Origin of the sequence: Kitasatospora viridis, assembly GCF_007829815.1 — a bacterium.
GTDB classification, from domain to species: domain Bacteria; phylum Actinomycetota; class Actinomycetes; order Streptomycetales; family Streptomycetaceae; genus Kitasatospora; species Kitasatospora viridis.
The window spans coordinates 525,974-549,492 of the sequence record NZ_VIWT01000006.1 but is presented as its reverse complement, the minus strand read 5'-3'; the positions used below and the strand labels follow the sequence as shown (position 1 = coordinate 549,492).

The following is a 23,519-nucleotide window of genomic DNA, read 5'->3' as shown; positions in this document are numbered from 1 at the left end:
CTTGACCTGGTGACCCCGTGACCTGGCGACCGATCAGGGCGCGGCGACCGCCTGGGCGGCCGGGGCGGCCTGAGCGGTGCTCTTGCGGATCCTGGCGACGAAGCTCTCCAGCTCGTCGCGCGACTGGAAGGACACGTTCAGGCGCAGCGGCCTGCGGCGCCCCGGCAGCCGCAGGAAGAGCGCGTTCCAGCCGTTGCCCCGCTTGACCTTGGCGATCAGGCCGGCGGCCCGGTCGAGCGGGACCACCTCGTACAGGGTCTCGGGGAGGTCCTGGGGGCGCGAGCCGCGGTGGATGTACACGGCCTGGTCCGTGAGGGTGACGAAGTACGCGTTTGTGACCAGCATGGACACCAAGCCGCCGCCGAGGCTCCGCAGGAACGGCGGGTAGGGCCCGCCCACCGCCAGCAGCACCAGGCGGCACCGCGCGGTCGGGTCCACCCGCCGGACGGCCCGTCTGGCCTCGGAGTGCAGATCGAGTTTCCGATCCGCCGTCAAACCCCTCATCGAACCTGCCTGTTTCCGAAGGAACCGTGCCCGCTGTGGGCGCGGGGTAGACCCTAGTGGTGCAGCCGTCCGGCCCGGCGGGCGGGGTCAGAACACCCGTGCGACCCGGCGCCGGTTCGGGCAGGATGGTGCGCATGGAGATCGAACTGCTCTGCCGTTACCCCGTGAAGTCGCTGCTGGGCGAGGAGTTGTCGCAGGTCGAGGTGACGGAGCGCGGGCTGGCCGGGGACCGCGCGCTGGCCCTGCTGGACCACGCGACGGGCAAGGTCGCGAGCGCCAAGTACCCCAGCCGCTGGCGGGAGTTGCTCCAGCTGTCGGCGGCCACCGGTCCGGACGGCCGGGTCGGGATCACCGGCCCGCGGGGGCTGCGGCTGCGGGCCGCCGACCCGGTCGGCACCTCGCGCGAGCTGTCCCGGCTGCTCGGGCGCGAGGTGGCGCTGATCACCGAGCCGCCGGCCGACGGCGAGCTCGACCGGGCCGTGCCCGAGGAGGTGCTCGCCTCCGGCGTGGCGGCCGAAGTCCCGTACACCGTCTCCCGGTTCGGCCGGGGCGCGCCCGCCGGGACGTTCTTCGACTTCGCCCCCGTCCACCTGATCACCACGGCCACCCTCAAGCGGACGGGAGCGGACTGGCGGCGCTACCGGCCCAACCTGGTGATCGCCACCGGCGGCGCCGAGGGCTACCTGGAGAACGACTGGATGGACCGCGAGCTGCTGATCGGCCCCGAGCTGCGGCTGCGCATCGTCGCGCTGACCCCGCGGTGCGCCGTCCCGACCCTGGCGCACGGCGAACTGCCGCGCGACACGGAGGCGTTGCGAGTGGTCAACCGGGAGAACCGGGTCGTCCCGCTGCCGGAGGCGGCCGCCATGCCGTGCGCCGGCGCGTACGCCCGCGTGGTGCGGCCGGGCCGGATCGCGCCGGGGGACGCGGTCAGGTTCGGCTGAACCGCTCGGCCGCCGCCCGGACCCGGGCCTCCCAGGCCCGGAAGTCCTCGGGGTGGTCGTCCCGCATCATGACGACGACGTACTCCTCCCCCACCGCTTCGAGGAACTCCCGTTCGGGCCCGGTGCGGGCGGCGGGCAGGGCGCACCAGACCCACCCCGCCACCTGCCAAGGCGTCCCGTCGCCGGCCGCCAGCCGGTCGGCCAGGTCGCGGAGCCGGCAGCGCTCGGCGCTCTCCGGGTCGGGCACGGTGGCGCCCAACTCGGCGACGGCCTGCCGGAACAGCCCTTCGAGCTCCCAGCCGTCCTCGCGGCGGCCGCGCCCCGCGAGGTCGCGCAGGGCGGGCGAGTCGAGGCCGTCGGCCAACAGCCGCGCGGCCGCCATCGGCAGGTCGTCGGTCTCGACGAGACCGGCGACGTACTGCCACGCGAGGGTGAACACCTGATCCATGCCCGGCATCCTGCCGCAGGGGCGGCGGGCGGGGCGAACGGATTTGATTGGTGATCATTTAACGGGGTGTTCGGGCCCTGTGATTACCTCTCCAAGAAAATCATATTTTTCTGATCATCGAAGGCTCATTCGAACGCCGCCCGAGAGCGCCCCGGTTGGCCGCCGAGCCGCTTCGAAGGCCCCCCGACCTCGGCCCGAACCGCCCGCCACCTCGGGCGATTGGCCGGTGCTCCTTTCGTTTGACAATTTCTCATCACGGAGCGTTTCAAAGCAGCTATTCATGTCAACATATCTCACCTGTCGCGGCGTCAGGCCGCTCGTCTGAAAGGACGACATCCATGGCAACACAACAGTCAACCCCGCCGTCCCCCGCCGTCGTTATCGCCGATCCGGCGCCGCTCGGCCTGGCCGGCTTCGCCATGACCACCTTCGTGCTCAGCTGCTTCAACGCCAACCTGCTGGACGCCAAGCTGGGCGCGGTGGTGCTGCCACTCGCGCTGATGTACGGCGGTCTGGCGCAGTTGCTCGCCGGCATGTGGGAGTTCCGCAAGGGCAACACCTTCGGCGCCACCGCGTTCAGCTCCTTCGGCGCCTTCTGGCTCGCCTACTACCTCCTGATCAAGGACGTGGTGCCCTCCATCGCCACCGACCCGGACCTGCACAAGGCACTCGGGCTCTTCCTGCTCGCCTGGGCCGTCTTCACCGCCTACATGACCGTCGCGGCGCTGCGGGTGAGCGGCGCGGTGCTCGCCGTCTTCGTCTCCCTGACCATCACCTTCGCGCTGCTCTCGGCCGGCCAGTTCGGGCCGAGCGACAGCGTGACCAAGGTGGGCGGCTGGCTCGGCCTGGTCACGGCCGTGCTCGCCTGGTACGCGTCCTTCGCCGGCGTCACCGCCTACACCTTCAAGCGCCAGGTGCTGCCCACCTGGCCGGCCCGCTAGCGTCCGGCAGCACGGGGGCACGGGGGCCGCGCGATGCGGCCCCCGCGGCGCCGGCCGGTAGCCGACCCGGGGGCCGGGCGCAATGCCGGTCCGCACAAGAACCGACCTGGTCCTCCGTCACCCGACCGCGCGGGCCGCGGTCCCGGGACTGCCTACGCTCATGAACGGACAGGCACCCGGGGCACTGCGCCCGGCCCGAACGCGGCGGAGAGGCCATCGAATGAGCAAGCAGCGGATCGCGCCGAAGCAGCGCGGCTACCTGATCCTCAACTCGCACCCGGCCGGCTGCGCGGCGGCCGTCGAGCAGCTGTGGGAGTCGATCGAGCCGGCTCCGGCCGGGGGCCGGGCGCCGGTCGTGCTGGTCCTCGGGTCCAGCGCGGGCTACGGGCTGTCGATCCTGCTGGCCGGTCTTCGCCGGCACGGCGTCCGGGGCGTCGGCGTGGCGTTCGAGGCACCCGAGACCGAGCGCCGCACCGCCTCCGCGGGCTGGTACCGGACCGCCGCGGCCGCCCGGCTGATCGAGGAGGCCGGCGGCGATGTCACCTTCCTGAACGCGGACGCCTTCGCGCACCGGACCCGCGCCGAGGTGCTGGACCTGCTGGCCGACCGCTACGGCCCGGTCGACCACCTCGTCTACTCGCTGGCCTCGCCCCGGCGCACCGACCCGGACACCGGCGCCGTCCACCACTCGGTGATCAAGCCGCTCGCCCGGCCGTACAGTTCGCCGTCGCTGGTCTTCGAGGACGGTGAGCCGCGGGTCGGCGCCGTGGAGCTGTCCCCCGCCGACGAGCCGGAGCGGGCGGCCACCGTGCAGGTGATGGGCGGTGCGGACTGGCGGCTGTGGGTCGAGGCGCTGGCCGGACGCGGGCTGCTCGCCACGGGGTTCAGCACGGTCGCGCTGTCGTACGTCGGCTCCGAAATCACCGCGCCGGTGTACCGGCAGGGCACCATCGGCGCGGCGAAGGAGCACCTGGAGCGGACCGCGCGCGAGCTCGACGCGACCCTGCTGGCCGAGCACGGCGGCCGGGCCCGCACGGTGGTGGCGGGCGCCGCCGTGACCCAGGCCTCCACCGCCATCCCGTCGATCGCGCTCTACACCTCGCTGCTGCGCAACGTGCTGGGCGCGGACGGCTGGCGCAGCACGGCGGACCAGGCGGTGGACCTGTGGGACCGGCTGACCGGCGCCGCGCCGCTCGGCCTGGACGAGCAGGGCCGGATCCGCCTGGACGACTGGGAGCTGGAGGAGTCCGTGCAGGACCGGGTGCGCGAGCTGTGGGCCGACCCGGGCGCCGCGCTGGCCGCCGGTCCGGCCGGACCGGCCTGGTTCCACGGCCAGTTCCGCGAGTTGTACGGTTGGGACGTCGCCGGCGTGGACTACGCGGCCGAGCAGGAGACCAGCGTCGCCTGGCCCGGGGCCGAGGTCGCCGGCCGGGCCGGCGGCTGACCCGCCGCTGCTCGCCGCCCCCGGTGATCGTGACCCCGTGGGCGGCGAGCGCCCGGGCGAACTGCTCGGGGTGGTCGGGGGTGACGACGGGCTTGATCCGCCCGCCGAGGTCGAGGACGAACCCGGTGCTCTTGTGCGGCCGCCCGGTGTCGAGGTTGTAGTAGTGCACGAAGTCGCCGGAGCCCCAGAGCCGCCACCGCCCGCGCACCGCCGTCAGCGCCGTCCGGCGCGCGCCGCCGATCCGGGCGTAGGGGATGCGCTTGGGCGGGCCGACGGGAAAGAAGTACCGACGGATGATCAGTTCCCGCTCGGTGCACGCCACCAGGCCGTCGTCGTACATGTGTCCATGGTAGGGCCCGCCGCGCCGAACCGCCCGGGTCCGGGCGGCGGCTGATCCGCTGTCAGTGGCGGCTGCCAGACTCTCGCCGCTGTCCCCCGCCTGTCCCCTATCGAACGGAGCCGCCGGCGATGAGCGTCCACTTCGATGCCGGTTGGTGTGCGACCGACCTCGGCGACCACCGGCCCTGCCGCCTCACCTACGAGCGGTACTCGTACGACTCGCTGCCGGTGCTGGACGGGGCGCGCTTCACCGGCGCCTTCCAGTGGCTGGGCGAGCCGGGCGAGCCGCTGCCGGAGCGGACCGCCGAGCTGCGCCGGGTGTCGGAGCTGCTCGCCGCCGAAGGCCTGGCGCTGCCGGCGGACTTCGTGAAGTTCGAGACCGCGTCGAACCTGCGCGGCAGGCTCGACGAGGTCTCGGTGACCGGCTGCTGGAGCAGCCTGTCCGAGCCGCTGCCCAGCCCGGTCGAACCGGGGGCGTTCCTGGTGCGGTTCTTCCGCGACCAGCAGGACTGCGTGCTCTGGTGCCTCTACCTGCGGCCGTCCGGCGAGGTGTTCGTGGTCAACTCGCACCTCGACTACGAGGCCGAGTACGAAGCCCGGGACGAGGACGGCTGGGAACCCCGCTCCGACCTGGACGACCCGGTGGCGCAGCGGGCGGCCATCCTGTGGTGCGCGCCCACCTTCGAGCAGTTCGCCTACCGGTTCTGGGTGGAGAACCGCCTCTGGTACCTGACTGACGACGGGCCGGAGCAGGAGCTGCACCTCGACGCCGAGCTGCGCGCGTACCTGGACCACTACCGGGCGGACCCGGCCGCCGCGGGGTGAGCCCGGCTCAGCGCTTGCGGGCGACGCCGGACCAGTAGTACGCGGCGGTGGGGTCGGCCGGCGCCGGGCCGTCGGGGCGCCAGGCCATCACGGGCACCACGCCCGGCTCGACCAGCTCCCAGTCGCCGAAGAACCGGGCCACCTCCTCGCGGGTGCGCGGCACCAGGGTCATCCGCCCCTTGCCGGCGGCCTCGACCACGGCGGCCATCGCGACCGGGTCGAAGTCGACGCCCGGGTGGGTGATCGCCACCTGGCTGCCCGGGGGCAGGGCGTCCATCAGCACCCGGGCGCGGGCCCACGGGTCGTCCGCGTCGGCGAGCAGCATCAGCACGGCGACCAGGGTCAGGCCGACCGGCCGGGTCAGGTCGAGGGTGCCGGTCAGCACGGGGTCGGTGAGGATCTTCTCCGGCTCCAGCAGGTCGGCGTGGATGTAGGCGGTGCGGCCGGAGCCGGTGGCGTCCATCAGCGCGCGGGCGTGGGCGAGCACGATCGGGTCGTTGTCGACGTAGACGACCCGGCTGTCCGGTGCCGCGGCCTGGGCGACCTCGTGGGTGTTGCCCTCGGTGGGGATGCCGGTGCCGATGTCGAGGAACTGGCGGATCCCGCCGTCCACCACCATCGCGCGCACGGCCCGGCCGAGGAACTTCCGGTTCTCCCGGGCCATCACCTTGATGCTGGGTATCGCCTGCTCGAAGGCCTCGCCCAGGGCCCGGTCCGGCGGGAAGTTGGTCTTCCCGCCGAGCCAGAAGTCGTACATCCGCGCCGAGTGCGGAAGGTCCGTCCTCAGGTCCACCGACTCCACCGCTGCCTCCTCAAGCCCGCGCCTCATCCAGTCCGTGCCGTCCGACACAGCGTCCACCCCCAGTCGAGAGATCCGACGGATCGTCAACAACCTACCCTAGCCACCGCATTGCCCCGAACCGGCACCCTCCGTGGCCACCCCGGCACTCTCCCAGCGGGCGCGGGGGCCCGGCCACCCGGGTCGCCGACTGTTTCCCGAACCGACCCCGGATGTGCGCCCGACGTCTTCCATGACCCCTGCGAGTAGTGGTATGTATACCGTCCGAGACGACAGGATCCGGTCATGACAGGGGGTGTGCCGTGAGCGAGAGCTGGCCGGGACTCGCCGGAGACGGTGCTGAGCTGGCAGCCCTCGGGCTGCTGCGGATCGCCGCGGACGGCCTCGCCACCGGGGGTGCGCGGGGCGGGGGCGCGCGGGCCGGGCGGGGGCAGGACGGGCAGGAGCAGGACCGGCGGGAGCAGGACTGGCGCTGCCGGGCCGAGGAGTACCTCAAGGCCTGGTCGGGCGACGGGCCGCAGGCCGCGGAGGCCGCGGCCGTCGCGGTGGCCCTCGCGCTGGCCACCCGCCAGGCGGCGCTGGTGATGGAGCTGCACCACGGCGACGCGGACGGCGCCCGGGCCTGGCTCGGCGAGCGCTCGGCGGCGGCCGGCGAGGGGGCCCGCTCGGCGGGCGAGGCGCGGCCGGTGGTGCCGGTGGTGATGGCGATGGTCTGGTTCGGCATCGACGCGATAGCCGCGAGCGCGCCCGGGCCGTCTGCTGTCTGCGTGCTGGACCCCGAGCGGGCGCTGCGGGTGGTCGAGCGCTGCGAGGCGTTCCTGCGCCGCGCGGAGGACCACTCGGCGCTGGTGCTGAGCGCGGCCGAGACCACGGCCGCCGTGCTGGCCCGGCGGACCGGTCGCGGCCGGCGCCAGCTGCGCGCCTGGCTCGACGCGCAGGCCGACGGCCTGCTGCGGGCGCCCGGCGACGCGGACCGCTCCGGCCACGACACACCCTGGTGGGTCCCGGAGCACCCGGGCGGCATCCGCTGACCCCACCGGCCGGGGCGGTCGCCGTGCGCCCGCAGGTAGGGGCGCGGCGGCCGCTGCTCGGCCCGGCGGGCCTGGCACCGCTCTCCGCCCTCGCCGCGGTCGGCCCTGGTGGCCCGAGGCGAGGGCCACCAGGGCCGGGCGGTCAGCGGACCACGTCGAAGACCTGCTTCTGCAGGCCGTTGGCGTAGGCCTCGTGCTCGACCAGCTTCAGCTTCTGGGTGTCCTTGTCGGTGCTGCTGAACAGGCGCTTGCCGGCGCCGAGCAGCAGCGGGAAGACCAGCAGGTGGTAGCGGTCGATCAGGCCGGCGTCGGACAGGGCCTGATTGAGGGCGGCGCTGCCGTGCACGATGATCGGGCCGCCCTCGGTCTCCTTCAGGGCGGCGACCTGGTCGAGCGAGCTCAGGATGGTGGTCTCGCCCCAGCCGGCCACCAGGTCGGCGTCGGTGAGGGTGGTGGAGACGACGTACTTGGGCAGCTCCTTGTAGCGGGCGAACTCGGGCATGTCGGGCCAGACCGGGCTGAAGGCCTGGTAGCTGACCCGGCCCAGCAGCATGGCGGCGGCCTCCTCCTGCTCCCGCCCCTTGATCTCGAACGCCTCGGGGAGGAACTCGACGTCCTTGAAGGTCCAGCCGGCGTTGCGGTATCCGCTCTCGCCGCCGGGGGCCTCGACGACGCCGTCGAGCGAGATGAAAGCGGTGCTGATCAGGGTGCGCATCGGTTCTTCTTCCTTGCCTTGGTGGGGAGTTGGGGGATGTCTGAGGGGGGACGTCTATGGACGGTGCTCAGGCGAGCAGCCTGGTGAGCCAGGCCTGCCAGGCGGCCTCGGCCCCGTCCGTCCGCGGATTGAACAGGTGATGGAACATCAGGACCGGGCCGGCGCCGTGGTGGAAGGTGTGGAGGCCGTCGGCGGAGCGGACTTCGAAGCGCTCCGGGTCCGCCCAGGTCACCTCGCCGTCCAGCGGCGGCAGGCCGGCCGGCTCGGCGCGGGTCCGCGCGCCCACGGTGACCGGTGACGGCAGGCCGAGGGCCCGGGCGAGCAGCTCCCCCGCCTGCTGCGGCGTCCGGCCGGGGGCGGGTGGAGCGAAGGCGAAGACCGGGGCGGCGGTGCGGCCCGGGAAGTGGGCGAGGTACTCGCGCAGCGTGTGGAGGTGGAAGGGCCAGCCGCGGCGCAGCGCGTCGTACTCGTCCTGCCAGTCGTCGCCGAGCAGGCCGCTGTGCACGACGCGGAGCACGGTGGCGGAGCCTTCGCGTCCCTCGATCAGGTACTCGAAGGCCATGAAACGGCCGTCCTCGCCGGTGGCGGTGCGGGTGGCCAGGCGCTTTCCGGGCTGGTAGGCGGTGATCACCGCCTCGGCCCGGTGGCCGCCGGTCTCCATGGCGGCCACCCCGCCCTCGTGCGGGTCGAGTTCGTTGCGGCCCATGAACCAGGAGTCGAGGCCCGGGCCGGTGGCGATCGCCTCCCAGACCTGGTCCGGGTCGGCGGGCAGGGTGATGTCCAGCTCGATCTCGAACGGGTGGGTCATCGGGGGGTCTCCTCTCCTGCGGCGGTTCCGGCGCCCGTTCCGGCACCGGTTCCTGCGGCGGTTCCGGCGCCGGTTCCGATGGCGGGTCGCGGGTCGGGGTCGGTGCCCGCCACCGGCCGGGCCGCCGGGACCTGGTGGAGTCCGACCACCACCCGGTGGGTGCGGCCGCCGGTGGCGGACTCGTCGTGGTAGCGGCTGACCAGGCCCGCGACGGCCTGGGCGAGGTCCTCGGCGAACGCGGTCCGGTCGGCGGCGGAGGCGAACCGCACCTGCGCGTCGATCCCGAAGGTGGCGACCCGCTGCCGGGCCCGGGAGGCGCCGGTGAGCAGCGCCCCCACCTCCTGCACCAGCCGCGACCCGAGGGCCAGCAGCCAGCGGGCGGACAGCTGGTCGGGCGAGCGGGCGGGGTCGGGGCTGACCCCGGCCAGCACGGCGGGCGAGATCACGTAGGAGGCCGCCGTGGCGCGGTACACGCGTTCGGTGACGTTGCCCTTGCGGCGCTCCTCGATCAGTTCGACCAGGTGGTGGCGCTCCAGTTCCTTCAAGTGGTAGTTGATCTTCTGCCGGGGCAGCCCGAGGCGGCCGGCCAGCATGGTGGCCGAACCGGGTTCGGCCAGGGCGGCGAGGATCCGGGCCCGGATGGGGTCCAGGGAGGCCTCGGCCGCGGCGGGTTCTTCGATCACGGCGACGTCCAGCACGCTTCCAGCCTGCAACCGACAAATTTTTTTGTCAAGAAAGGCGCGCTTGTCGGTGAGCCGAACGGGGGACCTGACCGAAGCGGGGGTGAGCCTCACCCGGACCGGCGGCTCCACGGCGGCCCGGTGCAGGTGCGGCTGTACTTCGCGTGCTGGTCGGCGCGGGCGGCGTTGATCGGCACCGCTTCCGTGGCGAGGCCGCCGGGCCGCTGGACCTGGGCCTCCAGCACGCCGGCCGCCATCCACGGCGCGTCGAAGACGTAGGCGGCGAGCGGCTCGCCGTCGGGGGCGGTGAGGCGGGCCACCTGGCGCGGGGTGATCCGGGCCCCGGCGCAGCCGAGGCTGCGCAGCTGCTCGCGGTCGGCGACCAGGACGGCGAGCCAGTCGGTGGTGGTCACGGCGTCCGGGCCGAGCAGCGGCCGAACCACGGGGGCACCCCCGGCGGGCAGTTCCGCACCGGGCACGCAGCCGGCCAGCACCCGGAAGTCGGTGGCGGCGTACTCGCCGCACAGGTCGTGGCCGACGGTCTGCCAGATGAACAGCGTCGACGGGCCGTGCCGGTAGGCCACGATCAGCGCGCCCACCGGGGCCTTGCCGGCGTCCACCGCGTCTGCGGTGACCAACCGCGCCGTCTCGGGCGGGGGTTGGTCCGGCGGCGGGAAGACCGGCTGGGTGCTCACCGGCCCGTCCGGGGGCGGCGGCGCGGCAGGGTGGCGGGTGCGGGCGGCCAGCGCCAGGCCCGGCAGGATCGCGGCCACCACCAGGCCCAGGGCGATCCGGTTGAGCCGGCTCTCCGGTGACCGCTGTGCCATGGTCGCTCCCGTTCCGCTGCGCGCAGGTACGGGGTGGGTCTACCCGTCAGCCCACCCGCGCACCGCCGGCGCGCGGGTGGGCTGACGGGGCGTCGGTCAGCGGTGCAGGCCGCTCGGGCAGCGGCCCTCGTCCGGATCGGTCTGCAGGCAGAGCACCTGCGCGGGACCGATCAGCTGGACGTCGAAGGCGAAGAGGTCGGAGAGTTCGGCCGGCCGCCCTCGCGCGGGGGTGAGCAGCACGCTCGGCACGTCGCCGTCCTGCATCATCCAGGTGCCGGCCTCGTCGGTCGCCGTGCCCGTGGGCAGCGAGGGGTCCAGCCCCGGCGTCGCGTGACGGAGGGTGAAGTTCCCGTCGGCGCGCAGCTCCAGTGCGCCCGGTCCGCCCGCCTCGTGCCAGGTGCCGGTGAGTTGGCCCGCCACCACCGGGCCGGGGTCGCGGACGTGCTGGCGCGCGTAGGCGTCGAGGCCCCACCAGCCGCCCGCCACCAGCAGCAGCGCGCCCACGGCGATCGCGCCGACCCGCTGCCGGGCGCGCCGGGCCCGCAGGGCGAGGCCGACGGCCAGCAGCAGGGCCTCGACCGGCCAGAGGATCGCCAGCAGCAGCGCGAGGTCGGCCCCGAGCAGCACCGGCAGCAGCGCCTCCGATCGCCAGCGCCGGTGCCGCAGGGCCAGCAGGATCCCGCCGGGCACGACGGTCATGCCCCAGAGCGCGGACGCCACCAGGTAGTGGGAGTACGGGTACTGTTCCGGGAACGGCCCCGGCCCGAACGCGTTGGCCACCCCGATCAGGGTGGCCACCAGGAGGCCGAGGAAGGTGACCACGGACAGCCCGGCGATCGCCGCCCAGCGCCATCCCGACTGCCGTCGCGGCAGCCCCGATTGCTGTCGCGCCACTGGAACCTGCCAGGTCACGACCCCACCTCCGAGCTTTTGAACGCGTTCGAAACCTGTGCTCAGACCCTAACCCACGCCCGTCGGCGAAAAGGACTTGGCCCCCGGCCGACGATCCGTCATGCTCACCCGTATGTTCGACCGGATGTACGACCGAGACTTCGACCGGAAGGGCGGCCTCCGCCCCTCCCGTTGAGCGCGCCGCGCCGCCCGTGGGCGGCCCGCCTGACGCGCGTCCCCTGCCGTCGCACAGACCGTCCCGCCGTTCACCACCCTCTCGGCGGAGCACGTCTGCTCGCCGACCGTCCCAGGAGGACCCATGACCACTGAACCGTCCGCGCTCGACCAGGCCTGGGAGCAGTACCGCTCCGGCGACGTCCCGGGCGCGGTCCGCACCCTGCGCCGGTCCGCCGAGCAGCTGCGCTCCGTCGACATCGCGCCGCTGATCGCCGAGTTGGCCGCCGGCAGCGGCTTCGACGACCTGGCCTCCGCCGCGACCGCGCTGCTCGGGCGACCAGACGGCGCCCGGGAGCACTACGACTTCGGGTACGCCTGCATCGAGCGCGGGGTCTCCGCGCTGGCCGTGCCCGCGCTGCGCGAGGCGCTGGCCCTGGCGCCCGGCCGCAAGGTGCTGGTCGAGCTGGCCGTCGCCCTGGAGGACGAGCAGCGCCACGCCGAGGCGGCCGACCTGCTGACGCAGCACCAGGAGATCACCGCCGACTGGCCGGACCGCTACCTGCTCGCCTACAACGCCGCGATGGCGGGTCAACTCGACCGCACCAGCGCGGTGTTCGCCCAGCTGTCCACGCCGGACGCGACCTGGGCACCGGCCGCCGACCGGATCCGCGCGATCCTGACACGGTCCAGCCAGGCCGCGCCCGGCGACCACTACGACCTGCGCGGCTGGCACTACGCGCTGACCGGCGGCCTGCTCACCACGCTCTCCCCGCACGGCTACCGGCAGGGCATGACCGGGCGTTGGGCCTACCTGCACGACACCCTCGACTCCTGCCGCCACGGCCTGCACCGCCTGCACACCGTGCTGTCCGCCACCGGCCGGCGGCCGGCGACGGTCGCGCTGCTGCCCGACCACGCCAGCCAGGCGCTCGGCCTGGCCGCCGCCGAGCTGTTCGGCCTGCCCGCCGCGCCGTACCGGCCGGGCACGCCGGATGCGCTGGTGGTGGCCTACGACCTGAGCGAAACCGACCCTGCGGCCGTGCGCGCGCTGCGCGAGCGGGCCCCGGGCGAGGTGCTGTTCGAGCACGCCACCTGCTGGACGCAGCCGCCCGCCGCCACGGCGGACGTCTCCACGCTGCTGGTGCAGCACGTCGTCGCACCCTGGGAGCCCGGGATCGGCTCGGACGGTGGCGCTGCGCCGGTAGAACCGCCCTCCCCCGTCGCGCTGGCCGGGTCGATCCGCTCGGCGACGGGCGAGCCGGACCCGGGGGACGGCGGCACCCCGGCGGACCCGGACGAGGCGCTGGCCGCCTTCGCCGCGCGGGCGGCGGGCAGTTGGCTGAGCGGTCCGCGCGATCAGGTCCGCTCCCCCGGCCCCGTACCCAGCTCGCGGTTCGCCTGACGGTCCGTCATACCGGTGACGAGGGAGCAGCCAACCTCGCCCCCTCGTCACCGGTTCATCAGGTGACGTTTTCGCTACAGGCCTAGGTCCACGGCGAGGCAGGAGTAGTGCAGCCACGCGCTCTGCGGGTCGTACCCCGTCCCGGCGGGGTCGCGCGGTCCGGCGGGGCGTTCCTCGACCAGGTCCGCGTACGCGACGCGCTCGGGCAGCTTCCCGAACCGCGCCCGGCGGGCCTCGGCGGCGGCGTCCGGCGCCTGCGGACCGGTCTTCACGATGGTTCCCACGGTCTTCCTCCGATCGGTGTGCGACTGGGTCCTGCCTGGTGGGACGGGCTCCGTCGGATCAGAGCCGGTCCGCCGTCAGCACCGCGCGGGCGAACGCGCCCGGCGCCTCCTGCGGCAGGTTGTGGCCGATGCCGGCCAGGGTGTGGTGCTGGTACGGGCCGGTGAACCGGTCCCGGTAGGCGGCGCCGTCGCCCGGCGCGGTGAACGGGTCCAGCTCGGCGTCCAGGGTGACGGTCGGCACCGTGATCACCGGCCGCGCCTGGAGCTGCCGCTCGTACTGGTCGTACTGCCGCTCGCCGTCCGCCAGGCCGAGCCGCCACCGGTAGTTGTGGATCACGATGGCCGGGTAGTCGGGGTTGTCGAAGGCGGCGGCGGTCCGGGCGAAGGTCGCGTCGTCGAAGTGCCAGGTGGGCGAGACGGTCTGCCAGACCAACCGGCACAGCTGCGTGCGGTCGGTGGCGTCCTCCATCGCGAGGCGGCCGCGCTCGGTCGCGAAGTAGTACTGGTACCACCAGGCGTACTCGGCCTTCGGAGCGAGCGGCTTCTGCTGGGCCGCCAGGTTGGTGACGAGGTATCCGCCCACCGAGACCAGCGCCTTGACCCGCTCGGGCCAGAGCGCGGCGATGATGTCGGCCGTCCGCGACCCCCAGTCGAAGCCGGCCAGCACCGCCCGCTCGATCCGCAGCGCGTCCATCAGGGCCACGATGTCCAGGGCCACCGCCGACTGCTGGGCGTTGCGCACGGTCCGGTCGGACCGGAAGCGGGTGCTGCCGTGCCCGCGCAGGTAGGGCACGATCACCCGGTAGCCGCGGGCGGCCAGCAGCGGCGCGACGTCCACGTAGCTGTGGATGTCGTACGGCCAGCCGTGCAGCAGGATCACCACCGGCCCGTGCGCGGGGCCCGCCTCGGCGTAACCGACGTTCAGCACACCGGCATCGACCTGCTTCAGGACCGGGAAGCCGGTGTGCGTGGAGCCGGCGGGCTCCGGCGCGGCGGCCGCGGCGGCCGCGGCGGCCGGCGCACCCAGCGACCCGGAGACCGCGAGGGCGGTGGGTGCGCCCAGGCCGACGGCCTTGGAGAAGGTGCGCCTGTCGATCATGGGGAGCCTCCTTGGGTGCTGGCCGGGGCGGTGCCGCCCGCCGCCGGCGCGGTGCGTGACGTCATGACTGTGCCACGCCGCGCGTAACCGGTCAAGGAGGTTACTCATCTCTGTCGCGGTGCGGCGGACACCAACTGACGCACCGACAGTGCCGCTACCACAACCGCTGGGCGCGCTCCCGGGCCAGCGCCGCCGCCTCGCACACCGAGCCGCGGTGCACCGGCCCGTGACCGGGCACCAGGACGTCCGCGTCCAGCTCGCCCAGCACCGCGAGCGCCCGCTCCGCCGCCGGCCGGTCGTGGTGGAACATCGCGGGCAGCAGCTGCGGGCCGGTGACCCGCGTGGTCGGATGACCCGTCACCAGCGAGTCGCCGCTGATCAGGATGCCGCTGCCGGGCAGCAGGTAGGCGCAGTGCCCCCTGGTGTGTCCGGGCGTGTGCACGGGCACCGGCGCCCCGGGCAGGTCGAGCGCACCGGGCGCCGGAAAGGCCTGCGGCTCCAGCACGGGCACCGGCACCTTCCCGCCCGCCGCCAGCGCGTGCTTCGCCCACGCCGCCACCCCCGGCCGCCAGGCCCTGGCGAACACCTGACCCAGCGTCACCTGGTCCAGGAAGTCCCGCCGGGCGTGCGGCACCTCCTCCTCGTGCATCAGCACCGGCACACCGTGGCCGACGCGCAGGCGCTCGGCCGCGCCGATGTGGTCGTTGTGCGCGTGGGTCACCAGCACGGCGGCCACCGCCTCGGGGCCCAGCCCGACGGCGGCCAACGAAGCGAGCAGCGCGTCGTGGTCGCCGGGGTAGCCGGTGTCGATCAGGGTGCAGCTGTCGCCGTCCTTGACGATCACCCAGTTGGTGTTGCTTCCGGCGACCGCGTACACGTGGTCATCGACGCGGACCAGGTCCTCGTCGCGCAGGGTCTTCGGCATGGTCGGTGGCGTTCCTCTCGCTGCGGTCGGCCGGGCGCCGGGCAGGAGGGAGCCGCGGCGCCGGGGGGCGGGCGTACCGTACCGCGCACCGGAGGCGACGGTGGGTCAGCAGGGGTGCGCCAGCAGCGCGGCGAAGGCCCGGTCCACGGCGTCGTCCGGGAACCGGCGCAGCACGGCGCTCCCGTCGGCCGAGGTGATCAGGTAGCCGAGCGCGAGGTACGACAACTCGCCCCACGGCTCCCACTCGTGCAGGCGCGTCAGCACCGCGCCGCATCCCGTGCAGGCGATCCACGGCACCCGGACGGACCCGGACACCTCCGCATCCGCACCCGCGCCCCGAGCCTGCTCCGCCAGCAGGACCAGCCGGTCGGGCCCGCCGGCGCCCACGCACCGGGCCAGCGCGGGCGCGAGCGTCGCGCGCTCGCCCCAGGCCTCGGCGATCACCGCGATCTCGGCGCGGGTGGCCCCGTCGATCGGGATGCGGTGGGCGAGCAGTCCGGTGACGAGCAGGCCGAGGCCCGCCTCCTGCTCGCCGATCTGCCAGCAGTCCGCGACCTGCCCGGCCTCGGCCGGCGGCAGCAGGGCGGCGAGCCGGTTCCAGGCGTCGAGGTCGTCGGTCACCCGCGAGAGGCTACCGGCCCGCCCGGCGCGAAACTCCCCCGCGTCGACGTCTTGACGGCAGCACCCCTCTACCCCAACACTCTGGCCACAGCAGTTGAGCAAAGCTGCGCGTTTCTCGCTACTTTGCAGCAGCATCGATCATAAACCCCTCACAAGGACGGCTTCTCCATGGCCAACCGCCTCCTGCACCGCACCGCCCCAGCCCTCATCGCCGCCGCCCTGCTCGCCAGTCCGCTCGCCGTGCCACAGGCACTCGCGAACGACGGCGTGAGCCAGCCGGCCGCCAACTACACCGCCTCGGCCTCCCCGAACGGGCCGCTCGCAGCCGTGCCCCCGATGGGCTTCAACGACTGGGCGCGCACCGAGTGCACGCCCCAGGCGCCGCTGGACGGCTCGCCGCAGCTCGGCTACTCGTTCCAGCAGTACATGGAGGACAACGCCAAGGCGCTGTCCGACACCGGTCTGATCGCCGACGGATACAAGACCGTCACCGTCGACGACTGCTGGATGTACCGCAACAGCTCCGGCTACCTTCACGGCGCGCTCAACTGGGGCGGCGCCACCGACGTGCGCGACACCACCAGGCAGCCGGGCTTCGACTCCGAGCTGACCGCCTACGGCGACTACCTGCACGGCCTCGGTGCCAAGTTCGGCATCTACGAGACCTCCGGCACCCACACCTGCTCCACCGCCGCGCCGACCGCGCCCAACCTGCCCAACGGCAGCGAGTACTACGAGCAGAACGACGCGAACTCCTTCGTCGCCTGGGGCGTCGACCAGCTCAAGTACGACAACTGCGGCGACCAGGAGCCGGTGCAGACCCTGGACACCCGGATGTCCGGCGACCTCGCCACCGCCGTCGCCAACGCCAACGCCGCCGGCACCGCCACGCCCAACGTCGCCTTCGACATCTCCGCGCCCGCCGGGTACGGCAACGGCTCGACCAAGTCCGCCGCGATGAACTGGGTCCGGCCGCTCGGCCAGCTCTGGCGGGTCGGCCCGGACATCTGGACCTACGGCGACGGCAAGGACCCGTGGAACCAGGCGCTGCAGAGCGGCGGCTACAACTTCGGCGCCTACCAGAGCTTCGACAACACCCTGGAGTACAGCCGCTACCAGGGCCCGGGCAACTGGAGCAACCCGGACATGCTGCTGATCGGCGACAACGGCATGACCACCGCCGAGGAGCGCAGCCAGATGTCGCTGTTCTCCGCGCTGGCCGCGCCGCTGACCATCTCCACCGACGCCCGCAAGTTCGAGCCCTCCTACATCTCCTCCCACCCCGCCGAGGCGGCGCACCTGACCGCCTCGCTCGGCATCCTGGGCAACACCGAGGTCATCGCGGTCGACCAGGACCCGCTGGGCGCGGGCGGCTACCGCGTCTCGGGCGGCGCGGCCAACGCCGACGGCACCCCGGCCGCCGCGAGCGGCATCGACGTCGTGGTCAAGCCGCTGGCCGACGGCAGCCGCGCCGTCGTGGTGACCAACAAGGGCGCCTCGACCGCGAACTACACGCTGAACCTGAACGCCGTCGGCTTCGACACCACCGGCGCGAGCTACACCGTGCGCGACCTGTGGGCGCACAGCACCAGCAGCTCCACCGGCACCGTCCCGCTGACCATCGCCTCGCACGACAGCGCGATGTTCAAGATCACCCCGCCCAGCGGCAGCACCGCCACCCCGCGCGGCCAGATCACCGCGGCCCGCGACGACTGGAGCAAGGAGTCGCTCTGCCTGGACAACTACCAGTCCCGCACCAGCAACACGGCCGTCGACGTCTACCCGTGCAGCGGCACCTCCAACCAGCAGTGGCAGATGAACGCTGACGGCTCCGTCCAGCTGCTCCAGACCGGCGCGGCCAACCTGTGCCTGACCGCGCAGAGTTCGGCGAGCACCGGGGTGATCAACGGTCAGCAGGGCCAGTGGGTCGGCGTCGCCGCCTGCGGCTCCGCGCCCGGCCGGCAGAGCTGGAGCTACGACCGCGACGGCAACCTGAAGCTCGCCGGCACCAGCCAGTGCCTGGACGTCTACAGCGGTTCGACCACCACCTCCGGCACCCCCGTGGACCTGTACTCCTGCGGCGCCGCGCCCGACAACATCCAGACCAACCAGTCCTGGGCCGCCCCGTACAACACGCCGCCCGCGGCCTGACCCCTCCCACTCGCGTGATCCGGCCCCCGGCTGACAAGCCGGGGGCCTTCTCGCTGAGCGCTGCCGCGCACCCTCGTCGGCCCTCCCCTGCCCTCGCCTCCCCTCGTCTGCCCTCGCCTCCTTGCTCGCAAAGTCCATACTCCGATCAGCATTGCTCAATGTTGCTCGTTTGGTCTATAAAAGCTGCATCTTCACGCACACGTTTTTCGCGCAGCCAGTTCCGCCGCGCTCCGATCCCCAGCACCCGCACCCGCTCCCGTTCCGCGCCGCAGGCGCGGGACGCCGTGGAAGGACCCGCCCATGACCACCCACGTCGCCACCGAGATCGCCAGCCAGCCCGAGTGCTGGCGCACCGCGATGGCCCTCGAACCCGCCGGGCTGCCCAAGCCGGGCGAGCGCGTCGCCGTCGTCGGCTGCGGCACCTCGCTCTACGTCGCCCAGGCCTACGCCGTGCTGCGCGAGGCCGCCGGCCTCGGCGAGACGGACGCCTTCGCCGCCTCCGAGTACCCGGCCGCCCGCCGCTACGACCGCCTGCTGGCGATCACCCGCTCCGGCACCACCACCGAGGTGCTCGCGGCGCTGGCCCGGGCCCGCGCCGCCGGCATCCCCACCACCGCGATCACCGGGGACCTGGCGACCCCGATCACCGGCGCCGCCGACACGATCGTGGACCTGTCCTTCGCCGACGAGCAGTCGGTCGTGCAGACCCGGTTCGCCACCACCACCCTGGTGCTGCTGCGCAGCAGCCTCGGCCTGACCCCGGCCGACCTGCCCGAGCAGGCGGCCGACGCCGTCGCCGGCGAGCTCCCTGCGGCCGCGCTGGCGGCCCGCCAGTTCACCTTCCTCGGCACCGGCTGGACCATCGGGCTGGCCAACGAGGCCGCGCTCAAGCTGCGCGAGGCCGCGGGCGCGTGGACCGAGTCCTACCCGGCGATGGAGTACCGGCACGGTCCGATCAGCGTCAGCGCGCCGGGCGGCGTGGTCTGGTTCTTCGGCGAGGCGCCGGAGGGCCTGCTGGAGCAGATCGCCGCCACCGGCGCCGAGGTCTGGCTGGGCGGCATCGACCCGCTGGCCGACCTGGTGCGCGCCCAGCGGGTGGCCGTCGCGCTCGCCGAGGCGCAGGGCCTGGACCCGGACCAGCCGCGCAACCTGACCCGTTCGATCATCCTGGCCACCCCGTGACCACCCCGCGCCGCCCTCCCGGCGACCGGCCGGTGGTCGCGCTCGACGTCGGCGGCACGCACGTCAAGGCGGCCGTGCTGACGGCCGACGGCACCCCGCTGCACACCGAGAGCGCCGACACCCGGGCCGAGCGCGGCCCCGACGCCGTGCTGGAGACCATCCTGGCGCTGGCCGGCGGGCTGGCCCGCCGGTTCCGGCCGGCGGCGGTGGGCATCGCCGTGCCGGGCATCGTCGACGAGGCGTCAGGCGTCTGCCGCTACTCGGCGAACCTGGGCTGGCGGGACGTGCCGGTGCGCCGGTGGGCCGAGGAGGAGCTCGGCCTGCCGGTCGCGGTCGGCCACGACGTGCGGGCGGGCGGCATCGCGGAGGCCCGGCTCGGTGCCGGGCGCGGCTGCCGCTCGTTCCTGTTCGTTCCGGTCGGCACCGGCATCGCGGGCGCGGTGCTGCTGAACGGCCGGGCGCTGCTGGGCGGGCACGGCGGGGCGGGCGAGGTCGGGCACCTGGTGGTGCGGCCGGACGGGCCGCCGTGCGCGTGCGGGGCCCGGGGCTGCGTGGAGGCGATCGCCTCCGCCTCGGCGATCGCCCGCCGGTACCGCCAGCTCACCGGCCTGCCCCCGCAGCAGCAGGTCAGCGCCGAGCAGGTGCAGCAGCGGGCCCGGGCCGGCGACGCGGTCGCCGCGCGGGTCTGGCGCGAGGCGGTGGCGGCGCTGGCCGACGGGCTGCTCGCGGCCGTGACCCTGTTGGATCCGCAGCGGGTGGTGATCGGCGGCGGCCTGTCGCGGGCCGGCGCCGCGCTGCTCGATCCGCTGCGCGCCGCGCTGGCCGAGCGGCTCACCTTCCAGGCCGCGCCCGAGCTGGTCCCGGCGGAGCTGGGCCACCGGGCGGGCAGCCTGGGCGCCGGCCTGCTCGCCCTGGACCTGCTGGAGCGCACGGCGGCGGACCGGGCCGACCTGGTCGGGGCGGGTGAGCGCGAGTGATCCTCACCGTGACGCTGAACGCCGCGCTGGACGTGACCTACCGGGTGGAGCGGCTGCAGGTGGGCGGCAGCACCCGGGTGCTGGCGGTGGCCGAGCGGGCCGGCGGCAAGGGCATCAACGTGGCCCGGGTGCTGCGCACGCTCGGCCACCCCGCCGAGGTCACCGGCCTGGTGGGCGGCGCGACCGGCCGGGCGATCCGGCTGGAACTGGCCGACGCCGCGCTGCCGGACGCCATGGTGACGGTCGCCGGGGAGAGCCGGCGCACCGTCGCCGTGGTCGACGAGCAGGCCGGCGAGACCTCGGTCCTGCTGGAGCCCGGCCCGCGGGTGACCCCGGGTCAGTGGCGGGCCTTCACCGCCCGGTTCGCCGAGCTGGTGCGCTCCGCGCGGGTGGTGGTGCTCTCCGGCAGCCTGCCGCCGGGCCTACCGGTGGACGCCTACGCACAGCTGCTGCGGATCGCCGGCGAGCACGGGCTGCCGACCGTGCTGGACGCCGAGGGCGAACCGCTGCTCGCCGCCCTGCCCGAGCGGCCGGCGCTGATCAAGCCGAACGCCGACGAGCTGCGCGCCACCACCGGCGAGGCCGATCCGCAGGCGGCGATCGCCCGGCTGCGCGAGGCCGGCGCCCGGTCGGTGGTCGCCTCGCTGGGCGCCGAGGGCCTGCTCGCCGTCACCCCGGAGGGCAGCTGGCGGGCGCGGCCGCCGCACCCGGTGGCCGGCAATCCGACCGGCGCCGGGGACGCGGCGGTGGCCGCGCTCGCGGCGGGCCTGCTGGCCGGCACCGACTGGCCGTCCGCGCTGGCCCGGGCGGTCGCGCTGTCGGCGGCCGCGGTCGCCGCGCCGCTGGCCGGCAGCTTCGACGCCGCGCTCCACCGGCGCCTGCGCGAGCAGGTGGCGGTCACCGCTCACACCCCATCCACCCCGTCGACCCCGACCCGATGAACCGTCAGTTGATCCACCAAGGAGTCCTGCCATGCCCCTGATCGGAACCGGCGCGCTGGTCGCCGAGGCCGCCGCCACCGGCCGCGGAGTCGGCGCGTTCAACGTCATCCAGCTGGAACACGCCCAGGCGATCGTCGCGGGCGCGCAGGCGGCGAACGCGCCGGTGATCCTGCAGATCAGCGAGAACGCGGTGCGCTACCACGGCGCGCTGGCGCCGATAGGCCGCGCCGCCCTGGCCGTCGCGGAGGCGGCCACCGTGCCGGTCGCCGTCCACCTGGACCACGCGACCAGCACCGAGCTGGTCGCCGAGGCGGTCGCGCTGGGCTTCGGCTCGGTGATGTTCGACGCCTCGAAGCTGGCGTACGCCGAGAACGTCGCGGCGACCGCCGAGATCGCCGCCCGCTGCCACGCGGCGGGCTGCTGGGTCGAGGCGGAGCTGGGCGAGGTGGGCGGCAAGGACGGCGTGCACGCGCCCGGCGCCCGCACCGATCCGGGCGAGGCGGCGGAGTTCGTCGCCGCGACCGGCGTGGACGCGCTGGCGGTCGCCGTCGGCACCTCGCACGCCATGCTCACCAGGGACGCCGCGCTGGACTTCGAGCTGATCGGCGCGCTGCGGGCCGGCGTGCCGGTGCCGCTGGTGCTGCACGGGTCGTCGGGGGTCGCGGACGAGCACCTGAGCGAGGCGGTCCGGCGCGGCATGACCAAGGTGAACATCGCCACGCACCTGAACGCGGTCTTCACGGCCGCGGTGCGCGAGGCGCTCGGCGCGCAGGCCGCGCTGGTGGACACCCGCCGCTACCTGGGCCCGGCCCGGGAGGCGACGGCGGCCGAGGTCGCCCGGCTGCTCGGGGTGCTCGGCGCCGGGCGCTGACCCCCCGTCAGCTCCCGTGCCCGGGCGGGAGCGCCGCGCCCCGGTCCGGCGTCTCCCGCCCCGCGCGCACTGCGCACTTGGTGCGCTTACTCGTGCGCACTTCTGACTGCTTAATCAAGAAGTTACGCAGTAATGCGCACCAAGGTCTGTTCTTCGACCCGCTCGGGTCTCTAACATCACTGCCACAACGGGCGGAACCCTGACCCCCTGCGGACGGTCCACCACCGCCGCGGACGCCGGTCCCCCGCCCCCGCAGAGCCCACCGCCATCCCGGAGCACCGCCTTCCCGAGGCGCCGCCCCGCGGCACAGCACCACCCCCCTCACGAACGAACCGACCCTCCCGGACGCCGGCCCTCCCTCACCCGCCGGCTTCCGCGGTGAAGGAGCAGTCACATGAACAAGCGTCTCTGGACCGCGTGCGCCACCACCGCGGCGGCCGCGCTCGCCCTGACCGCGTGCGGCGGCGGCAACAGCGGCGGGACCTCCGCGGACGGCACCACGACCATCAAGGTCGTCACGGCGGACTACGGCTCCAACGGCGAGAACCCCAGCCAGGCGTACTGGGACGGCGTGATCCAGGCCTTCGAGCAGGCCAACCCGAAGATCAAGGTCGACCTCCAGGTGATCAACTGGAACGACATCAGCGCGAAGCTGTCCACGATGGTGCAGAACAAGCAGTACCCGGACGTCGTCGAGGGCCCCGGCTACGCCAGCTTCGCCCAGAACGGCCTGCTCTACAGCGCCGACCAGGTGCTCGACCCCTCCGTGCAGAACGACCTGGTGCCCGCCCTGGCCAAGGCCGGCCAGCAGGGCGGCACCGCCTACGGCATCCCGTTCGTCTCCTCCTCCCGCGCCTTCCTGATCAACAACGCGCTCTGGCAGAAGGCCGGCCTGCCGATGAACGGCGCCCAGGCCGTCGCCCCGAAGACCTGGGCGGACGTGGAGACCGACGCCAAGGCGCTGAAGGCGGCCGGCGTCGAGGTGCCGCTCGGCCTGCCGTTGGGCTCGGAGGAGGCGCAGGCCGAGTCCTTCATGTGGGAGATGAACAACGGCGGCGGCTACACCGACGCCTCGGGCAAGTGGACCATCGACTCGCCCGCCAACGTGGCCACCTTCCAGCAGCTCGGCAAGTGGGTCGACGCGGGCCTGACCGAGAAGGACCCGGGCGCGGTCAAGCGCACCGACCTCTACGCCGACTTCGCCTCCGGCAAGGTCGGCATGCTCAACGGGATGCCGATCCAGCTGGACGACGTCAAGAAGAACAACCTCAACGTCACCTGGGCCCCGCTGCCGACCGCCCAGGCCGGCCAGGCCCCGCAGACCCTGGGCGTGGGCGACTGGATCTACGGCTTCAAGCCCGGCGGCCACGCCGAGCAGATCAAGGCCTTCCTGGACTTCGCCTTCCAGAAGGGCAACCAGGTCAAGTTCGACGAGGAGTACGACCTGCTGCCGGTCACCAAGGACGCCGTGCAGCAGGTGCAGACCGACGTGCCGGCCCTGGTGCCGTTCCTGAACGCGCTGCCCACCGCCCAGTTCGTGCCGGTCTCGAACCCGGCCTGGGACACCGTCAACTCCCAGGTGAAGACCCAGATCGGCGGTGCCCTGAAGGACCCGCAGGGCGTGCTCTCCACCCTCCAGAAGGCCGCGCAGCAGGCCGGCCAGTAGTCCGGACGGGAAGTGAGACCCGCGGCG

24 protein-coding genes are annotated in these 23,519 nt (G+C 74.0%); 12 read left to right on the top strand and 12 right to left on the bottom strand.

What is annotated here, in order from left to right:
• Positions 1-33 precede the first annotated feature (33 nt).
• The gene (locus FHX73_RS41635) at positions 34-438 is read right to left on the bottom strand and encodes a hypothetical protein (RefSeq protein WP_145911277.1); all 405 of its coding nucleotides are present in this window, start codon (positions 436-438) and stop codon (positions 34-36) included.
• Between the two features lie 200 nt (positions 439-638).
• Between FHX73_RS41635 and FHX73_RS41630 the strand changes: the two genes are divergently transcribed.
• The gene (locus tag FHX73_RS41630) at positions 639-1,448 is read left to right on the top strand and encodes an MOSC domain-containing protein (RefSeq protein WP_145911276.1); all 810 of its coding nucleotides are present in this window, start codon (positions 639-641) and stop codon (positions 1,446-1,448) included.
• Here the strand turns inward: FHX73_RS41630 and FHX73_RS41625 are convergent.
• Complete coding sequence (locus tag FHX73_RS41625) at positions 1,435-1,896, bottom strand: hypothetical protein (RefSeq protein WP_145911275.1); 462 nt, start codon at positions 1,894-1,896, stop codon at positions 1,435-1,437. The two genes, FHX73_RS41630 and FHX73_RS41625, sit on opposite strands and share 14 nt — an antisense overlap.
• 338 nt (positions 1,897-2,234) lie before the next feature.
• On the opposite strand from FHX73_RS41625, the gene FHX73_RS41620 reads away from it, so the two are divergent.
• The 3 genes from FHX73_RS41620 to FHX73_RS41610 all read left to right on the top strand — a co-directional run bounded on the left by FHX73_RS41620 (position 2,235) and on the right by FHX73_RS41610 (position 5,445).
• Positions 2,235-2,837 (top strand): acetate uptake transporter, encoded by a 603-nt coding sequence (locus tag FHX73_RS41620; protein ID WP_145911274.1) that lies wholly within the window; start codon positions 2,235-2,237, stop codon positions 2,835-2,837.
• Between the two features lie 220 nt (positions 2,838-3,057).
• Positions 3,058-4,281, top strand: a complete 1,224-nt coding sequence (locus FHX73_RS41615) for an enoyl-[acyl-carrier-protein] reductase FabV (protein ID WP_145911273.1) — start codon at positions 3,058-3,060, stop codon at positions 4,279-4,281.
• Positions 4,282-4,749: 468 nt separating this feature from the next.
• Positions 4,750-5,445 (top strand): hypothetical protein, encoded by a 696-nt coding sequence (locus FHX73_RS41610; RefSeq protein ID WP_145911272.1) that lies wholly within the window; start codon positions 4,750-4,752, stop codon positions 5,443-5,445.
• Positions 5,446-5,452: 7 nt separating this feature from the next.
• On the opposite strand, the gene FHX73_RS41605 is transcribed toward FHX73_RS41610, so the two are convergent.
• The gene (locus FHX73_RS41605; protein WP_246214204.1) at positions 5,453-6,247 is read right to left on the bottom strand and encodes an SAM-dependent methyltransferase; all 795 of its coding nucleotides are present in this window, start codon (positions 6,245-6,247) and stop codon (positions 5,453-5,455) included.
• A gap of 299 nt (positions 6,248-6,546) precedes the next feature.
• Here FHX73_RS41605 and FHX73_RS41600 point away from each other — a divergent pair, with 299 nt between their 5' ends.
• Positions 6,547-7,275, top strand: coding sequence for a hypothetical protein (locus FHX73_RS41600; RefSeq protein WP_145911271.1), 729 nt, complete (start codon positions 6,547-6,549; stop codon positions 7,273-7,275).
• A 142-nt stretch (positions 7,276-7,417) separates the two neighbouring features.
• On the opposite strand, the gene FHX73_RS41595 is transcribed toward FHX73_RS41600, so the two are convergent.
• The 5 genes from FHX73_RS41595 to FHX73_RS41575 form a co-directional block, all read right to left on the bottom strand.
• A complete protein-coding gene (locus tag FHX73_RS41595; RefSeq protein ID WP_145911270.1) occupies positions 7,418-7,990 on the bottom strand; it encodes a dihydrofolate reductase family protein in 573 nt (190 codons plus the stop codon).
• Between the two features lie 67 nt (positions 7,991-8,057).
• Positions 8,058-8,798, bottom strand: coding sequence for an SRPBCC family protein (locus FHX73_RS41590; protein ID WP_145911269.1), 741 nt, complete (start codon positions 8,796-8,798; stop codon positions 8,058-8,060).
• A complete protein-coding gene (locus FHX73_RS41585; RefSeq protein WP_145911366.1) occupies positions 8,795-9,496 on the bottom strand; it encodes an ArsR/SmtB family transcription factor in 702 nt (233 codons plus the stop codon). Before FHX73_RS41585 ends, FHX73_RS41590 begins: the two co-directional genes overlap by 4 nt.
• Positions 9,497-9,588: 92 nt before the next feature.
• Positions 9,589-10,305 carry a hypothetical protein gene (locus tag FHX73_RS41580; RefSeq protein ID WP_145911268.1) on the bottom strand — a complete coding sequence of 239 codons (717 nt, stop codon included), beginning with the start codon at positions 10,303-10,305 and terminating at the stop codon, positions 9,589-9,591.
• Positions 10,306-10,401: 96 nt separating this feature from the next.
• The gene (locus FHX73_RS41575; RefSeq protein ID WP_145911267.1) at positions 10,402-11,199 is read right to left on the bottom strand and encodes a hypothetical protein; all 798 of its coding nucleotides are present in this window, start codon (positions 11,197-11,199) and stop codon (positions 10,402-10,404) included.
• 316 nt (positions 11,200-11,515) lie between these two features.
• On the opposite strand from FHX73_RS41575, the gene FHX73_RS41570 reads away from it, so the two are divergent.
• Positions 11,516-12,775: a tetratricopeptide repeat protein gene (locus FHX73_RS41570; protein WP_145911266.1), complete on the top strand. Its 1,260-nt coding sequence runs from the start codon at positions 11,516-11,518 to the stop codon at positions 12,773-12,775.
• Between the two features lie 74 nt (positions 12,776-12,849).
• On the opposite strand, the gene FHX73_RS41565 is transcribed toward FHX73_RS41570, so the two are convergent.
• The 4 genes from FHX73_RS41565 to FHX73_RS41550 form a co-directional block, all read right to left on the bottom strand.
• Positions 12,850-13,059 (bottom strand): hypothetical protein, encoded by a 210-nt coding sequence (locus FHX73_RS41565; RefSeq protein WP_425461483.1) that lies wholly within the window; start codon positions 13,057-13,059, stop codon positions 12,850-12,852.
• Positions 13,060-13,117: 58 nt separating this feature from the next.
• Positions 13,118-14,158: an alpha/beta fold hydrolase gene (locus FHX73_RS41560; RefSeq protein ID WP_145911265.1), complete on the bottom strand. Its 1,041-nt coding sequence runs from the start codon at positions 14,156-14,158 to the stop codon at positions 13,118-13,120.
• 154 nt (positions 14,159-14,312) lie between these two features.
• Entirely contained in the window at positions 14,313-15,083 is a 771-nt protein-coding gene (locus tag FHX73_RS41555; protein WP_145911264.1) for an MBL fold metallo-hydrolase, read from the bottom strand.
• Positions 15,084-15,188: 105 nt separating this feature from the next.
• Positions 15,189-15,704: a hypothetical protein gene (locus FHX73_RS41550; protein ID WP_145911263.1), complete on the bottom strand. Its 516-nt coding sequence runs from the start codon at positions 15,702-15,704 to the stop codon at positions 15,189-15,191.
• A 168-nt stretch (positions 15,705-15,872) separates the two neighbouring features.
• Between FHX73_RS41550 and FHX73_RS41545 the strand changes: the two genes are divergently transcribed.
• The 6 genes from FHX73_RS41545 (at position 15,873) to FHX73_RS41520 (ending at position 23,492) form a co-directional block, all read left to right on the top strand.
• Positions 15,873-17,855 (top strand): ricin-type beta-trefoil lectin domain protein, encoded by a 1,983-nt coding sequence (locus FHX73_RS41545; protein ID WP_145911262.1) that lies wholly within the window; start codon positions 15,873-15,875, stop codon positions 17,853-17,855.
• Between the two features lie 300 nt (positions 17,856-18,155).
• Positions 18,156-19,037 carry an SIS domain-containing protein gene (locus tag FHX73_RS41540; protein ID WP_145911261.1) on the top strand — a complete coding sequence of 294 codons (882 nt, stop codon included), beginning with the start codon at positions 18,156-18,158 and terminating at the stop codon, positions 19,035-19,037.
• The gene (locus tag FHX73_RS41535; RefSeq protein ID WP_211786499.1) at positions 19,034-20,014 is read left to right on the top strand and encodes an ROK family protein; all 981 of its coding nucleotides are present in this window, start codon (positions 19,034-19,036) and stop codon (positions 20,012-20,014) included. Before FHX73_RS41540 ends, FHX73_RS41535 begins: the two co-directional genes overlap by 4 nt.
• Positions 20,011-20,955, top strand: a complete 945-nt coding sequence (locus FHX73_RS41530; RefSeq protein ID WP_145911260.1) for a 1-phosphofructokinase family hexose kinase — start codon at positions 20,011-20,013, stop codon at positions 20,953-20,955. The genes FHX73_RS41535 and FHX73_RS41530 overlap by 4 nt, the downstream gene beginning before the upstream one ends.
• 31 nt (positions 20,956-20,986) lie before the next feature.
• Positions 20,987-21,826: a class II fructose-bisphosphate aldolase gene (locus FHX73_RS41525; RefSeq protein WP_145911259.1), complete on the top strand. Its 840-nt coding sequence runs from the start codon at positions 20,987-20,989 to the stop codon at positions 21,824-21,826.
• 394 nt (positions 21,827-22,220) lie between these two features.
• A complete protein-coding gene (locus FHX73_RS41520) occupies positions 22,221-23,492 on the top strand; it encodes an extracellular solute-binding protein (RefSeq protein ID WP_145911258.1) in 1,272 nt (423 codons plus the stop codon).
• Positions 23,493-23,519: the final 27 nt, after the last annotated feature.

Excerpts from the sequence above, each read along its gene's own strand:
- FHX73_RS41625 (WP_145911275.1), bottom strand. The coding sequence starts at position 1,896 with ATGGATCAGGTGTTCACCCTCGCGTGGCAGTACGTCGCCGGTCTCGTC.
- FHX73_RS41560 (WP_145911265.1), bottom strand. The coding sequence starts at position 14,158 with ATGATCGACAGGCGCACCTTCTCCAAGGCCGTCGGCCTGGGCGCACCC.
- FHX73_RS41525 (WP_145911259.1), top strand. The coding sequence starts at position 20,987 with ATGCCCCTGATCGGAACCGGCGCGCTGGTCGCCGAGGCCGCCGCCACC.
- FHX73_RS41520 (WP_145911258.1), top strand. The coding sequence starts at position 22,221 with ATGAACAAGCGTCTCTGGACCGCGTGCGCCACCACCGCGGCGGCCGCG.
- FHX73_RS41570 (WP_145911266.1), top strand. The coding sequence starts at position 11,516 with ATGACCACTGAACCGTCCGCGCTCGACCAGGCCTGGGAGCAGTACCGC.
- FHX73_RS41630 (WP_145911276.1), top strand. The coding sequence starts at position 639 with ATGGAGATCGAACTGCTCTGCCGTTACCCCGTGAAGTCGCTGCTGGGC.
- FHX73_RS41540 (WP_145911261.1), top strand. The coding sequence starts at position 18,156 with ATGACCACCCACGTCGCCACCGAGATCGCCAGCCAGCCCGAGTGCTGG.
- FHX73_RS41620 (WP_145911274.1), top strand. The coding sequence starts at position 2,235 with ATGGCAACACAACAGTCAACCCCGCCGTCCCCCGCCGTCGTTATCGCC.
- FHX73_RS41615 (WP_145911273.1), top strand. The coding sequence starts at position 3,058 with ATGAGCAAGCAGCGGATCGCGCCGAAGCAGCGCGGCTACCTGATCCTC.
- FHX73_RS41555 (WP_145911264.1), bottom strand. The coding sequence starts at position 15,083 with ATGCCGAAGACCCTGCGCGACGAGGACCTGGTCCGCGTCGATGACCAC.
- FHX73_RS41595 (WP_145911270.1), bottom strand. The coding sequence starts at position 7,990 with ATGCGCACCCTGATCAGCACCGCTTTCATCTCGCTCGACGGCGTCGTC.
- FHX73_RS41610 (WP_145911272.1), top strand. The coding sequence starts at position 4,750 with ATGAGCGTCCACTTCGATGCCGGTTGGTGTGCGACCGACCTCGGCGAC.
- FHX73_RS41545 (WP_145911262.1), top strand. The coding sequence starts at position 15,873 with ATGGCCAACCGCCTCCTGCACCGCACCGCCCCAGCCCTCATCGCCGCC.
- FHX73_RS41590 (WP_145911269.1), bottom strand. The coding sequence starts at position 8,798 with ATGACCCACCCGTTCGAGATCGAGCTGGACATCACCCTGCCCGCCGAC.
- FHX73_RS41580 (WP_145911268.1), bottom strand. The coding sequence starts at position 10,305 with ATGGCACAGCGGTCACCGGAGAGCCGGCTCAACCGGATCGCCCTGGGC.